Below are 13687 nucleotides of genomic sequence, written 5' to 3' on the forward strand. Positions count from 1 at the left end.
CCATCGATCGTCGACCGGGCGTCATCGTCCGGAGCCGCCACTCATCCGTACCCGCCTCGCCCGCGCGTGCACACCGCCTTGACCGCGGTGATGAGGGATGATCGACTACGGAAACACAGATCCGACCGGGGGAACCATGCGCCGTAGAAGAGTCATCGCGAACACCGACGCACACAGGCCGGTCGCCGCCGCGCCGTCCCAGCCTTCCAACGCGGTCGTCGCGTATGCAAGGACCAACCCGTTCATGTTCGGCCTGCTGGGTGCCCTCGGGGTGCTGGTCGCCCTGGCCATCGGCGGAGTGATCGGCCAGCTCGCGACCGTCTTCGTCTACATCGGAGTGGCGGTCTTCCTGGCGCTCGGCCTCGACCCGATCGTCTCGTTCATCGAGAAGAAACTCCCGCGCCCCGCCGCCGTCGCCATCGTCGTCGCTGCCGTGCTCCTCGCCTTCGCCGGCATCATCCTCGCCATCGTCCCGCTCCTCGTGGAACAGGTCAGCAACCTGATCAAGGACGGTCCACAGATGGTCAAGGACTTCATGGCCAGCGACTGGTTCAAAGATGTGAGCGGCCAGTTCGGCTCCACGATCGACGATGCCGTGCAGGGCATCCTCGGCTTCGTTCAGGACCCCAACAACTTCTTCGACATCGGCGGCGGCGTCTTCGCGGTCGGCGCCGGTATCGCCGGCGGCTTCACCGGTGTCACCATCGTCCTGATCCTGACGCTGTACTTCATGGCATCGCTGCGCAGCATGAAGCACCTCGCGGCACGCTTCGTCCCGGCGTACCAGCGGGACACCTTCAGCGGCCTCCTCGAAGACGTCTCCGGGGCCGTGGGCCGCTATGTGATGGGCCAGGCCAGCCTCGCGCTGATCAACGGCATCCTGAGCCTGATCTTCCTCACCATCATCGGCGCGCCCGTTCCGGCGCTGCTCGCACTCATCGCCTTCATCGGGTCGATGATCCCGTTGGTGGGAACGCTGACGGCGTCGATCATCAACTCTCTGATCTGCCTGTTCGTCTCCCCCGTGACGGCGCTCATCGCGATCATCTACTACCTGATCTACATGCAGATCGAGGCCTACATCCTCTCGCCGCGGATCATGAGCAAGGCCGTCGCGGTGCCGGGAGCGCTCGTCGTCATCGCCGCCGTCGCCGGCGGTGCACTCGGCGGCATCCTGGGAGCCCTCGTGGCGATCCCCGTCGCCGCGAGCATCATCATCATCGTGCAGAAGGTGACGTTCCCGGCCCAGGACAGGAAGATCGTCCCGCCGGCATCGGCGCGCTGATCACGACTCCCGTCGGGCCACCTCAGCGGACGAGGAGAGCGCCGGCCTCGACGCGGACGTCGAATGACGACACCTCGCCCATCTCCTCGCCATCGATCTCGAACACGAGGGGTGTCTTGAGCTCGACGGAGATGGTCTCGACCGGGAGGTGGCGCGCCGAGTCGGTGCTGACGGCCTCATCCGTCGCGCCGAACAGGCGACGGATGCCGTTGTCCCACACGAATGAACGCAGCGTATCGAGCCACTGCAGCGCGCCGTCAGCGCTGATCATCAGCACGTCGAGCTTGCCGTCGTCCAACACGGCGTCCGGCAGCAGCCGGATGCCGCCCTGCACCATCCCGCAGTTGCCGATCAACATGGTGTGACCGCGGACCGCGACAGCCTTCTCCCCGTCGATCGTGAGGGTGATGTCGGTCATCTCGGTACCGGCGAGAGCGCGTCCCATGGCCTCGACGTACGCAAGCCAGCCCGCCTTGGACTTGAGGTCGTCGTCGGTCTCCACCAGCATCTGGGCATCGACCCCGAACCCGACCATCACGGCGAACGCGTGCTCGGTTCCGTCGTACGACACCCAGCCGAGGTCGATGCGACGGGGCTCGGCGTCGCGCACCCGCTCCAGTGCCGCCTTCACGTTGTTCAGCGGTACCTCGAGGTTCCGCGCGAGGAGGTTGCCGGTCCCCTGCGGCACGATCCCGAGCGCCGTCTCGGAACCCGCCAACGACTCGGCGACCGCGCGCACCGTGCCGTCTCCCCCGACGGCGACCACGATGTCGCGGCCGTCCTCACGCGCCTCGCGAGCCATGCCGCGACCCGGGTCCTCGGGGGTCGTCTCCCACCAGCGGATGTCGTACCGCTCGTCGAACACGTCGCTCACCGCGGCTTGCAGGACCTCCTGCTCGACCTTCGAGGGGTTCCAGACGATGCCGATTCGCGCGTTGGTCATATCGTCAGCTTGGGACACGACACGCGATACCGCAAACCGACGCCCTCGACTCACCCGTAGAAGAGCTGCTCGAAGGTCTTCCTGGCGCGCCGGGTCACCCCGAGGTAGTCCTCCTCGAGTTCTGTGGCGGAGCGATCGGGATAGCCGAGCAGTCGACCGATCGCATCGAGCTGACGGCGATCCGCGGGGAGCACATCGCTGGTCTGCCCCGTCAGCAGAGTGATCGCCGACCTGAGACGGCTGGAGAGCAGCCACGCCGCGCGAAGACGTGCGGCGTCGTCCTCTGTGACCAGGTCGGCGGCGACGGCGGCTTCGAGCGCACCGAGCGTCGACGTCGTGCGCAGCCCGGGGACACCGTGCGCATGCTGCAGCTGGAGGAGTTGGACCAGCCACTCCACATCGCTCAGCGAGCCGGGGCCGAGCTTCAGGTGGCGACGGGGATCAGCACCCTGTGGCAGCCGCTCCCCCTCGACCCGCGCTTTGATGCGCTTGATCTCGCGGGTGCCCTGGAGGTCGATGGACTCCGGGTAGCGGATCGTGTCGGCAAGCGCCGTGAACCGGGCGATCAGCTTCGCGCTTCCCGCCACTCCGCGCGCCCGGAGCAGCGCCTGGGCCTCCCACGACAGCGACCAGCGTCGGTAGTACTCCGCGTATGCCTCGATGGAGCGGACGATCGGACCGTTCCGCCCCTCCGGCCTCAGGTCGGCGTCGAGGTCGAGCGGCAGCCGGTGATCGGTCAGATGCTCGCGCAGGCCGGCCACGATCTGCGTCGCGAGCTTCTGCGCGCGCTGAGGATCGACACCGTTCGCGTCGTAGACGTAAAGGATGTCGGCATCGGATCCGAAGCCCAGCTCGGCACCGCCGAAGCGCCCCATCGCGATGACGGCGAAGTCGAGGGCCTCGTCCTCGACCGGGACGACCTCGCGCATCACCGCGCGGAGAGCGGCCTGGATCGTCGCCTCGGTGATCTCCGTGAGTGCGGTGGCGACCTCTTCGATCGTGAGGACATCGAGCACTGCCCCCATGGCCGTGCGCAGGAGCTCTCTCCTCCGCAGCGCTCTGACGGCCCGCAGCGCATCGCCGATCGTCTCATGGCGCGTCTGGATCGCCCTGGCCTCCTCGTCGAGGGCCGCGGCCCCGCGCGGGCGCAGCCGCCCAGCATTGTCCAACCAGGCCACGGACTCCGGGATCCACTCCAGGAGCTCGCCGATGTACCGGGAGGATGACAGCAGGCGGGTGAGGCTCTCCGCCGCCCCCGACGAATCGCGCAGCATCCTGAGGAACCACGGGGTGTCCCCGAGACGCTCGCTGATGCGGCGGAAGGCGAGGAGCGCGTAGTCAGGATCGCTGCCGTCGGCGAACCACCGCACCATGATGGGCATCAGGTGTCGCTGGATGGTCGCCTTGCGGCTGAGCCCGCTCGTGAGGGCGCCGATGTGGCGGAGCGCGCCGGCCGGATCCCGGAAGCCGATGGCTGCCAGGCGGTCGTGCGCCTGCGCGGCGGAGAGGGTGCGTTCCTCCTCCGGCAGACCGGCGACAGCGCTCAGCAGTGGGCGGTAGAACAGGCGCGTATGGATCTCGCGCACCTCCCGCCGCACGCTCTCCCAGCGGGCCCACACGCCGTCGCCGCTCTCCGCGAGGCGCGTGCCCCTCGCCAGGATCCGCAACCCGGCCGGAGTGCGTGGCATCAGATGCGTGCGGCTGAGCTCTCTCAGCTGGAGGCGATGCTCCATGAGCCGGAGCAGGCGATAGTCCTCGGCGAACGCCGCCGCGTCGACCCGCCCGATGTAACCGCCCTCGACGAGCGCATCGAGGCTCTCGAGGGTCCCGCGCGTGCGCAGCGACTCGTCGGTGAGGCCGTGGACGAGCTGCAGCAGCTGCACGGTGAACTCGATGTCGCGAAGACCCCCCGCCCCGAGCTTCAGCTGATACGGAGCGTCATCCGGGTCGATGTGCTCCATCACGCGCTCCCGCATACGCTGCACGCTCTCGACGAAGTCCTGCCGCGCGGCACTGGACCAGATCTTCGGCTGCACCGCGGCGATGTACTCCGCCCCGAGTTCCGCATCTCCGGCGAGGGGACGCGCCTTGAGCAGAGCCTGGAACTCCCAGCTCTTGGCCCAGCGGTCGTAGTAGGCGAGATGGGATGCGAGCGAGCGGACCAGAGCACCTTGCTTGCCCTCTGGACGCAGCGCGGCATCGACCTCCCAGAGCGGCGGTTCCACCTCGATCGCGTCGAGGTTGCGCATAGTCTCGCGCGCGAGCCTGGTCGCGATGTCGATGGCACGCGCCTCCGTGACGACCTCTTCATCGCTGCTGCCGCCCACGAAGATCACGTCGACGTCGCTGACGTAGTTCAACTCCCGAGCGCCGGCTTTTCCCATGCCGATGACGGCGAGACGGGTCGCCGCCACCTCATCCCGATCCATCGACTCCTGCACCCGGGTCTTCGCCACCGCGAGCGATGCCTCCAGCGCAGCACCCGCGAGGTCGGCCAGCGCCGCCGAAACGGGGCCGACCGCCATCTCCGGTGCCGTGCGCGAGAGGTCGAAGGCGGCGATGGCAGCGAGATTGCGCCGGTAGGCGACTCTGAGCGCGACGACCGTCTCGTCCCCGCCTGACTTCGCGAAGCCGTCGCTGGCACCGACCGAGGCCAGCAGCCGCTCCTGGAGCTCCCCCGGCGACGGCAGACCGGTGAGGGGAGCTGCCAGGACGTTCAGCTGCTCCGGGTGGCGGAGGAAGAACTCGGCGAGACCCTCCGAAGCGCCGAAGAGCCGCCAGACACCGCGCCGCGTCTCCTCGTCGCCCAGGAGCTTCCTCAACGACGCCGCATCCCGACGCGCCACCCGGAGCAGCCCGCGGACGGCGGCATCGGGGTCCGCGGCTTCGGCGGCCTCGAGCAGCACCGTCCGCGGCTGATCCAGAATGGCCGCCAGCTCGGCGAGGGATGCCGCGGCCTCGCTCAGCTCGGAGAAACCGAGCCTCGCCAACGCGGAGAGAGAGACGGAGTCGTCAGGACGCGCCATCGGGCGGGTCAGAGCAGCTCGAGGTTGCTCTTCAGCTCGAACGGGGTGACCTGACCGCGGTAGGCCTCCCATTCCTTGCGCTTGTTGAGCAGCACGTAGTTGAAGACCTGTTCGCCCAGAGTCTCCGCGACGAGCTCGGACGCCTCCATGTACTCCAGAGCGTGGTCGAGGCTCGCCGGCAGTGCCTCATAACCGAGAGCGCGCCGCTCGGCATCGCTCAAGGACCACACGTTGTTCTCGGCCTCGGGCGGGAGATCGTATCCCTCCTCGATGCCCTTGAGTCCGGCTGCGAGCAGGAGCGCGTAGGCGAGGTACGGGTTCGACGCGGAATCGATGCCGCGGTACTCCACGCGGGAAGACTGGCTCTTGTTCGGCTTGTACATCGGCACGCGGACGAGCGCGGAACGATTGGCATGGCCCCAGGTGACGAAGCTCGGCGCCTCATCGCCGCCCCAGAGCCGCTTGTACGAGTTGACGAACTGGTTGGTGACCGCGGAGATCTCGTTCGCGTGACGGAGGAGGCCCGCGATGAAGTGCCGACCCGTCTTCGACAGCTGGTACTTGGCGCCCTCTTCGTAGAAGGCGTTCTGGTCGCCCTCGAAAAGCGACATGTGCGTGTGCATACCGCTTCCGGGCTGGTCGCTGAGCGGCTTCGGCATGAACGTCGCATAGACGCCCTGCTCGATCGCCACCTCCTTGATCACCGTCCGGAAGGTCATGATGTTGTCGGCCGTGGTGAGGGCGTCCGCGTATCGGAGGTCGATCTCGTTCTGACCGGGCCCGCCTTCGTGGTGGCTGAACTCGACCGAGATGCCGAGGTCTTCCAGCATCCGGACCGAACGGCGACGGAAATCGTGCGCGGTGCCGCCCGGCACGTTGTCGAAGTAGCCTGCCGAGTCGACGGGCACGGGGCCCTCCGGTCCGAACGACGAGGACTTGAGCAGGTAGAACTCGATCTCAGGGTGCGTGTAGAACGTGAACCCTGCGTCCGCGGCCTTCGCGAGCGTGCGCTTGAGCACATGACGGGGATCGGCGACGGCCGGCTGGCCATCGGGAGTCGTCAGGTCGCAGAACATGCGCGCGGTCGGGTCGATCTCGCCGCGCCAGGGCAGCGTCTGGAACGTCGTCGGATCGGGCTGGGCGAGCAGGTCGGACTCGTAGGTGCGTGTCAGCCCCTCGATCGCCGAACCGTCGAACCCGATTCCCTCCGCGAAAGCGCCCTCGACCTCGGCCGGCGCGATGGCCACCGACTTGAGAGTGCCGATCACGTCGGTGAACCACAGTCGCACGAACTTGACGCCGCGCTCCTCGATGGTCCGGAGGACGAAGTCCCTCTGCTTGTCCATGGCTACTCTGCGCCCTGGCCCTTTGCGTCGCCCGTGTTCTGGGAGCCCTTGACGTCCCAGCCCTGCTCGACGGCCTCTTCCTCGGCCCAGGCGCGCGAACGCTCTTTGACGACCTCCGGAGCACGACGGGCCTCAGCCTCGGTGTCGAACGGACCGATGCGGTCGATGGAAGGCGAGATCATCCCGAACTCGATCTCGCCGGTCGTGGAGTTGTACCAGTACTTGTGGTCGCCGTCAGACATGTCTGCCCCTTCTTCACGTGATGTCATCGATCCTACTGGCGTGCACCGCGGTCGCTAAGCTATCGCCCATGGCAAAAGCGATCGGCGTCGACATCGGCGGCACGGGTATCAAAGCAGGAATCGTCGACCTCGAGCACGGAATCATGGCGTCCGACCGGGTGCGGGTACCCACCCCCGAGGGCGCATCACCCCAGGACGTGCTGACCGCGGTGCAGACCGTGCTGAAGACCCTCGACGTGCACGACTCGACCCTGCCGCTCGGCGTCGCGTTCCCGGCGATCGTCAAGCGCGGCAAGACCCTCTCCGCTGCCAATGTGTCCAAGGAATGGATCGACTTCGACGCCGAACGGTTCTTCCGCGACGGTCTCGGTCGCAACATCGTGTTCGTGAACGACGCCGACGCCGCCGGTGTCGCCGAAGCCCGTCACGGAGCGGCCAGGGACGTGCGCGGTTTCACGCTCCTCACGACGCTCGGCACCGGCATCGGATCGGCTTTCCTCTACGACGGGGTGCTGCTGCCCAACACCGAACTCGGCCACCTCAACTTCCGCGAGTACGAGTCGGTCGAGACCTATGCCGCGACGTCGGCACGCGAGAGGGAGAACCTGAGCTGGGCCGAATGGGCGGAGCGTCTGCAGGCGTTCTACTCGCACATCGAGTTCCTGTTCAGCCCCGACCTGTTCGTGGTCGGTGGCGGCGTCTCGAAGAACGCCGGAGACTTCCTCCCGCTGCTCGACCTCAAGACCCCGATCGTCCCGGCGATCCACCGCAACAACTCCGGCATCATCGGCGCGGCGTCCCTCGCCGGAGACTGACCCTTCGACAGGCTCAGCGACCCAGATCCGCACGAAGGCCCCGACGACTCTGCAGTCATCGGGGCCTTCGTTCGTGTGAGGCGAATGGGCCGACCTGTACGCCGGGTTCTGTTCCGGGGTTCTTCGCCCCTTCGACGGCCATCTCTCTCGGCGACACGTTGCCGTGGCACTCTAGCGGTCTACCCGAGGACTCGGCGAGCCGCGTCAACATCCTCTGTCTGACCTTGCTCCGGACGAGGTTTACCTGGCGGGCCATGTCACCATGGCCCCCGGTGGTCTCTTACACCACCCTTTCACCCTTACCCCTTGCGGGGCGGTCTGCTCTCTGTGGCACTTTCTCGCGGATTGCTCCGGGTGGGCGTTACCCACCGTCCTGCCCTGAGGAGCCCGGACGTTCCTCGGTACGGTTGCCCGTAACGCGGCCGTCCAGTCGACCCATTCGCCTTTCCAGTCTACGTTCTCCGGAGCACACGGCCGGCGGCTACTTCTCCGCGGACTCCGCGATGCGCAGGTCGAGGGGCACGTCGATGGGAAACGAGCCGAAGAGCCTCGTCGTGGCCGTGGCCGCCGCCTCTCGCACCGCCTCGGCAGCCTCTTCCGCGTGTTCCAGCGGAACGTGGAGGATCACCTCGTCGTGCAGGAAGAACGCCAGGTGCGCAGAGCGAGCGAACGGACCGGATGCCGCCGCCTCGGCGAACACCTCCGGGATCTGCTGCAGACGATGCCGGATCTCAGCGAGCCAGATCAACGACCACTCGGCAGCAGTGCCCTGCACCACGAAGTTCCTGGTGAACCGACCCCAATCGCGTCCGCGCCGCCGCGCGAGCGCGACGACCGCGGGGTCGGCGTCCGCATCGGTCGCGTCCGCCTGCAGCCGCATCCACTCCGTCGACGGACGCGGCGATGACCGCCCGAGCCAGGTCGAGACGATTCCCCCGTCCTCACCCGTGCGCGCCGCCGCATCCACGAGTGCCATCGCCTTCGGGTACACCTTGCGCAGCCGCGGGACCAGCCGGCCGCTGTCGCCGGTCGTCGCACCGTACATCGCTCCGAGAACCGCGTACTTCGCCTCCTCACGGGTGGAGACGGCCCCAGACGCCACGACGCCCGCGTAGAGGTCGCTCCCCCGCGCCGCACGCGCCATCGCCTCGTCGGAGGCCATCGCGGCGAGCATCCGCGGCTCGAGTTGCGCGACGTCTGCCACGACCAGCGTCCACCCTGGGTCGGCTCGGACAGCGGGGCGCAGACTCCGCGGAAGCTGAAGCGCCCCTCCGCCGGCGGACGCCCAGCGTCCCGTGACGACACCACCGGGGATGTAGACGGGGCGGAACCGACCCTCGTGCACCCACTCCGCCAACCATGCCCATCCGTTGGCGCTGAGCAAGCGGGAGAGCTTCTTGTAGGCGAGGAGGGGCTCCACGACCGGGTGCTCATGCTGAGCGAGCTCCCATCGACTCGTCGACTCCACCTGCACCCCCACACGGTGCAGGGCCCTGAGTAGCTTCTGCTGGCTGTCGAGGTGGAGCGACGGATCGCCGAGGAGCGCGCGCACCCGATCGCCCAGTTCGACCATGCGACTCGGTGCTCCCCCGGCGGCGGGGCGGGTGCCGAGGGTGTCGGTCAGGATGGCATCGTGCACGCCTTCATCCCAAGGCAGTCCCGCGACCCGCATCTCCTCCGCGATGAGTCCACCTGCCGACTCCGCGGCGCACAGCAGGGTGAGTCGTCCGTCCTGTGCAGCGGCCATCACGCTCCGCTGCGCGCGGTACTGATCGAGTGCGGCCGTGATCGCATCGTCACCGCTCACGTCGTCGAACACGTCGAACAGCGACGGCACCGCCGCCGTCGGCTCGCGCCTCTCCCACTCCGGCGAGGGCGGGAGCGGGATCTGCACCGACGACGTGTCGCGCAGGATGGCGTGGCACAGCACCAGATCGTGACTGCGGGTGATCCGCACGCCGTGCTCGAGCAGGAACGCGTAGGTCTCGGCGGCGCTGCGCATGATCCACCGCGGGGCATCGGAGTCTTCGACGGAGCGCACCCATTCCGGGAGCTCAGCAACGCGCAGGGACGTGCGATCCAGCTCCTCGTCGTTCCGATCGAGCTCGATCGCGACGTACTCCTGCGCTCCGACGGAGACGAGTGCGATGCGGCGTTCGACCCCCGCCGCCGGCGCCGTCATCGCCGACGCGCGCAGGCGCGACTCATGCGAGCCCGGACTCCTCGGTGCGCACCAGGATGCACCCGCATTCGGGGCAGGACACCACGAGGTCGTCCGCCGCTCGCCTGATGTCGTTCAGGTCCGTGCTGGGGAGCAGGATGCGGCACCCCTCGCAGGTGCCGCGGGTCAGCAGAGCGGCACCGGCGCTGTTCTTCGCGCGGCGGTCGTACTCCGCCAGCAGGGCCGGAGACACGGTCTCCGCGACAGCCGCGCGATCGCGGGCGAGCTGTGCACCGAGGTCGGTGGCTGCTGCGACGTCCGCCTTGGCCTGCGCGGTGAGCGCCGACCCCTCGGCAGTCGTCGTGTCGAGGAGCGCTTGCTGCGCGGCGACGGCGGCCTCTGCCTCTTCGAGACGGCCCATGACGTCGAGCTCGGCGTCTTCCAGATCGCTCTGTCGGCGGGCGAGGCTGGCGAGCTCGTGCTCGAGTGCCTGCGCGTCCTTCGGATTCGTCGATGCGGCCAGGCGCTCGGCGTCGCGGTTCCGACGCGCCTCGACGACGGCGACGTCGGACTCCAGGCGCTTCAGTTCGGTGCGCACGTCGTCTCTGGTACCCGCGAGTGCGGTCAGCTCGCGGAGCTGGTCCTGACGGATCGCCACGAGCTCGCTGATCCGCCCTGCCTGACTCGGCTTGGTCCTGGCACGCTCGGCCTGCGCGATGCGCCGGTCGAGGTCGGCGATGTCGAGCAGGGTGCGCTGGTTCTCGGGGGTGGCGTTCACGCTCTCAAATCTAGTCGCTGTCGCGACATCCGCCCATCAGTGCAGATCGCCGTCGACGTAGTACCAGCGACGGTCCTCGCGCACGAAGCGGCTGCGCTCATGGAGCGAGCCTCTCGTGGTGCCCTGGTGCCAGAACGCCTCGAACTCCACGACGCCCTCACGGTCGAACGGGCCCCCGGCCACGCGGTCGATCACGAGCAGCCGCCGCCACCGCAGATCCGGTTCGAACTCGATCGCCTCCGGTCGAGTCGTCGGATGCCACGTGCGCAGGAGATGCGCCTCGTCCCGCAGCGAGAACGCGGTGTAGCGCGAACGCATCAGGCGTTCGGCCGTCGGCGCCGTCGCTCCGTCGAGGAGCGGTCGGCAGCATCGGCCGTACACGTCGCCGGATGAGCAGGGGCACCGATCGTGTTCGTCGATCGTGACGTCATCCGACGCCATCTCCGCCTCCGATGTCATCCGTCCAGCGTACGCTCGGGGAAAAGGCCAGAAGGAGCACCGTGACCACTCAGCCCGTCGTCCCCTCGTTCACCGCCCACAACGGGTTCGCCCTCCCCGCGATCGGCCTGGGCACCTACGCCCTGAACGGCGATGCCGGGGCGGAATCGGTCAGCGCCGGCATCGGCGCCGGCTACCGGCTCGTCGACACCGCGTTCAACTACGAGAACGAGGGCTCGGTGGGCCGTGGGGTCGCAGCTTCCGGGGTCGCACGATCCGACGTGATCGTCACCACGAAGCTCCCCGGACGACACCACCCCTCGGCGAAGGCGCGCACCAGCATCGAGGAGAGCCGCTCCCGCCTCGGACTCGACGTGACCGACCTGCATCTCATCCACTGGCCCAACCCCAGCCAGAACGAGTACGTCCAGGCATGGGCCGCGCTCGTCGACGCCCAGGCCAGAGGCGTCGTCCGCCAGATCGGCGTCTCCAACTTCCTCCCGGAGCACCTGGAGCGCATCGAGCACGAGACCGGGGTCAGGCCCGTGGTCAACCAGATCGAGGTGCATCCGTACTTCCCGCAGGACGAGCAGTTGGCCTACCACCGCGAACGCGGCATCCTCACCGAAGCGTGGAGCCCGTTGGGACGAGCGAAGGAGCTCTTCGACGAACCGGTGATCACCGAGATCGCGTCGTCCCGTGGCATCACCACCGCGCAGACGGTGCTCGCATGGCATGTGGCCCGCGGCACGGTCTCCATCCCGAAGGCCTCGTCGCTCGAACACCAGGTGACGAACCTCGCCGCCGCCGAGATCGTGTTGGACGACGCGGAGGTGGCCGCGATCACCGCGCTCGGTCGCGCGGACGGGCGCCTCTTCGACGCCGATCCGCGGACCCACGAAGAGTCCTGACGACGCAGGTCAGACCTTCTGCGTGCCCAGAACCCGCAGGAACTCGAGCTTGCTCGCGGATTCGCTCCCCGGCGCTGCCGTGAGCACGATGAGCGCCTGCGACTCGTCCTCGGTGAACAGCGCCTGACAGTCGACCTCGATCTCACCCAGCTCGGGATGCACCATCACCTTGTGCTGTTCGAATCGTCGACTCACCTCGTGGGCGTCCCACAGCTCCACGAACTCCGGGCTGCGCGCTGTCAGCTCCGCGACGACGTCACCCGCCCTGGATCGAGCGCCCATCACGCCGTATGCGGCACGCAGCGAGCCCACGAGCGCACGCGCCTGTCTCGGATGGTCGGCTTCCCGGTAGCGCAGCCGCTCGGTGTCGGGGTACGCGAACCAGCGGTAGATGCCGCTCCGGTCGAGCCCCGTGAGAGTGGTCGCATCGCCGATCAGCGGACGGGATGCGTCGTTCTGCACGAGCACTTCGTCGAGCACCGAGACGACGAACGCGGGGGTGTCGTGCAGCCGGTCGAGCACGCGGAGGATGCCCGGGCGCACATACTCCGCGTGCCGGGCACGATCAGGGGCGCTGTGACCGCAGAGCCGGAAGAGATAGTCGCGCTCGTCTTCGGTCAGCCGCAGCGCCCGGGCCAGGGAGGTGAGGATCTGCACGCTCGGCTGAGGCCCGCGTCGCTGTTCCAGCCGCGTGTAGTAGTCCGTCGACATCGTCGCAAGTTGCGCGACCTCTTCTCGTCGCAGACCCGCGGTGCGACGCCGCGGTCCTGCCGCGAGTCCGACGTCGGCGGGGCTCAGCGCCTCGCGTCGGCGGAGGAGGAATTCGGCCAGTGCATCGCGGTCCACCCCTGAAGTATCCCCCGGTGCCGGTCGACGTTCCAGGGATCGCCGGTCCCTGGACGACCGCTCTCTGGAGCACCACTCGCACGGGTCCGACTCTGGAGACATGAACATCAGCGGAAACACCATCTTCATCCCCGGTGCCACGAGCGGCATCGGTCTCGCCCTCGCGGTGCGGCTGCGGGAACGGGGGAACACCGTGATCGTCGGAGGACGCCGCGAAGACCGTCTCGCGGCGATCGCACACGAGCATCCCGACATCCACACCGTGCGGATCGACACGACGGATGCGAGCAGCATCGACGCAGCGGCCGCCGAGGTGCTCGCCTCGTACCCCGGCCTCAATGTGCTCATCACGATGGCGGGCATCATGCGGGCCGAGGACTGGAGCACGCCCTCGGGTTTCCTCTCCACCGCGGAGGAGACGGTCGTCACCAACATCCTCGGCCCCATCCGCCTCATCGCCGCCTTCATCGAGCGCCTCCGCGCCCAGGACGACGCGACGATCATGACGGTCTCGTCCGGGCTCGCGTTCGCCCCGCTCCGGGTGACGCCCACCTACAACGCCAGCAAGGCCGCGATCCACATGCTCAGCGAGTCCCTGCGCCTGCAGTTCGAGGGAAGCAGCGTGTCCGTGCTCGAACTCGAGCCTCCCGCTGTGCGCACGGCGCTCATGCCGGGTCACGAGGACAACGGGTCGGCGATGCCGCTCGATGAGTTCATCGACGAGGTGATGGCTCTGATCGAAGCCCGGCCCGACGCCACCGAGATCCAGGTCGAGCGGGTGAAGTTCCTCCGCTACGGCGAGGCCCGCGGTGACTACGATCAGGTCGTCGCGGCGCTGAACCGCACAGATCCGCACGGTCGGTGATGCAGTGCGGGGTGTCGGCTTGCGACCGGCA

At 68.2% G+C, this 13687-nt stretch carries 12 protein-coding genes and 1 other RNA gene; 4 read left to right on the plus strand and 9 right to left on the minus strand.

Annotated elements, in window-relative coordinates; all coding sequences use genetic code 11:
* Nucleotides 1–97: 97 nt before the first annotated feature.
* Nucleotides 98–1285 (plus strand): AI-2E family transporter, encoded by a 1188-nt coding sequence (locus AB4070_RS02555; RefSeq protein WP_441978769.1) that lies wholly within the window; start codon nucleotides 98–100, stop codon nucleotides 1283–1285.
* A gap of 22 nt (nucleotides 1286–1307) precedes the next feature.
* Here the strand turns inward: AB4070_RS02555 and AB4070_RS02560 are convergent, their stop codons facing one another.
* The 4 genes from AB4070_RS02560 to AB4070_RS02575 are packed head-to-tail and all read right to left on the minus strand — an operon-like array spanning nucleotide 1308 to nucleotide 6842.
* A complete protein-coding gene (locus AB4070_RS02560; RefSeq protein WP_441978770.1) occupies nucleotides 1308–2228 on the minus strand; it encodes a diacylglycerol/lipid kinase family protein in 921 nt (306 codons plus the stop codon).
* Between the two features lie 50 nt (nucleotides 2229–2278).
* The gene (locus tag AB4070_RS02565) at nucleotides 2279–5254 is read right to left on the minus strand and encodes a bifunctional [glutamine synthetase] adenylyltransferase/[glutamine synthetase]-adenylyl-L-tyrosine phosphorylase (RefSeq protein ID WP_441978771.1); all 2976 of its coding nucleotides are present in this window, start codon (nucleotides 5252–5254) and stop codon (nucleotides 2279–2281) included.
* Between the two features lie 8 nt (nucleotides 5255–5262).
* Nucleotides 5263–6600 carry a type I glutamate--ammonia ligase gene (gene glnA / locus AB4070_RS02570; protein ID WP_046749109.1) on the minus strand — a complete coding sequence of 446 codons (1338 nt, stop codon included), beginning with the start codon at nucleotides 6598–6600 and terminating at the stop codon, nucleotides 5263–5265.
* Between the two features lie 2 nt (nucleotides 6601–6602).
* Entirely contained in the window at nucleotides 6603–6842 is a 240-nt protein-coding gene (locus AB4070_RS02575; RefSeq protein WP_046749110.1) for a hypothetical protein, read from the minus strand.
* Nucleotides 6843–6910: 68 nt separating this feature from the next.
* On the opposite strand from AB4070_RS02575, the gene ppgK reads away from it, so the two are divergent.
* Complete coding sequence (gene ppgK, locus AB4070_RS02580) at nucleotides 6911–7657, plus strand: polyphosphate--glucose phosphotransferase (RefSeq protein ID WP_441978772.1); 747 nt, start codon at nucleotides 6911–6913, stop codon at nucleotides 7655–7657.
* A gap of 81 nt (nucleotides 7658–7738) precedes the next feature.
* On the opposite strand, the gene rnpB is transcribed toward ppgK, so the two are convergent.
* The 4 genes from rnpB to AB4070_RS02600 all read right to left on the minus strand — a co-directional run bounded on the left by rnpB (nucleotide 7739) and on the right by AB4070_RS02600 (nucleotide 11055).
* An RNA gene (gene rnpB / locus AB4070_RS02585) (RNase P RNA component class A) lies at nucleotides 7739–8095 on the minus strand.
* A 43-nt stretch (nucleotides 8096–8138) separates the two neighbouring features.
* Nucleotides 8139–9839, minus strand: coding sequence for a bifunctional 3'-5' exonuclease/DNA polymerase (locus AB4070_RS02590; RefSeq protein ID WP_441978773.1), 1701 nt, complete (start codon nucleotides 9837–9839; stop codon nucleotides 8139–8141).
* 22 nt (nucleotides 9840–9861) lie between these two features.
* Nucleotides 9862–10596 (minus strand): zinc ribbon domain-containing protein, encoded by a 735-nt coding sequence (locus AB4070_RS02595; protein WP_441978774.1) that lies wholly within the window; start codon nucleotides 10594–10596, stop codon nucleotides 9862–9864.
* 36 nt (nucleotides 10597–10632) lie between these two features.
* Nucleotides 10633–11055, minus strand: a complete 423-nt coding sequence (locus AB4070_RS02600) for a YchJ family protein (protein ID WP_441978775.1) — start codon at nucleotides 11053–11055, stop codon at nucleotides 10633–10635.
* Between the two features lie 41 nt (nucleotides 11056–11096).
* On the opposite strand from AB4070_RS02600, the gene AB4070_RS02605 reads away from it, so the two are divergent.
* Nucleotides 11097–11945 carry an aldo/keto reductase gene (locus AB4070_RS02605; protein WP_441978776.1) on the plus strand — a complete coding sequence of 283 codons (849 nt, stop codon included), beginning with the start codon at nucleotides 11097–11099 and terminating at the stop codon, nucleotides 11943–11945.
* A 9-nt stretch (nucleotides 11946–11954) separates the two neighbouring features.
* On the opposite strand, the gene AB4070_RS02610 is transcribed toward AB4070_RS02605, so the two are convergent.
* Nucleotides 11955–12791, minus strand: a complete 837-nt coding sequence (locus AB4070_RS02610; protein WP_441978777.1) for a helix-turn-helix transcriptional regulator — start codon at nucleotides 12789–12791, stop codon at nucleotides 11955–11957.
* A 100-nt stretch (nucleotides 12792–12891) separates the two neighbouring features.
* Between AB4070_RS02610 and AB4070_RS02615 the strand changes: the two genes are divergently transcribed.
* Complete coding sequence (locus tag AB4070_RS02615) at nucleotides 12892–13656, plus strand: SDR family oxidoreductase (protein ID WP_441978778.1); 765 nt, start codon at nucleotides 12892–12894, stop codon at nucleotides 13654–13656.
* The last annotated feature ends 31 nt before the right edge of the window (nucleotides 13657–13687 follow it).

The organism is Microbacterium sp. 2RAF4 (assembly GCF_052115285.1).
Taxonomy (GTDB): Bacteria; Actinomycetota; Actinomycetes; order Actinomycetales; family Microbacteriaceae; genus Microbacterium; species Microbacterium oxydans.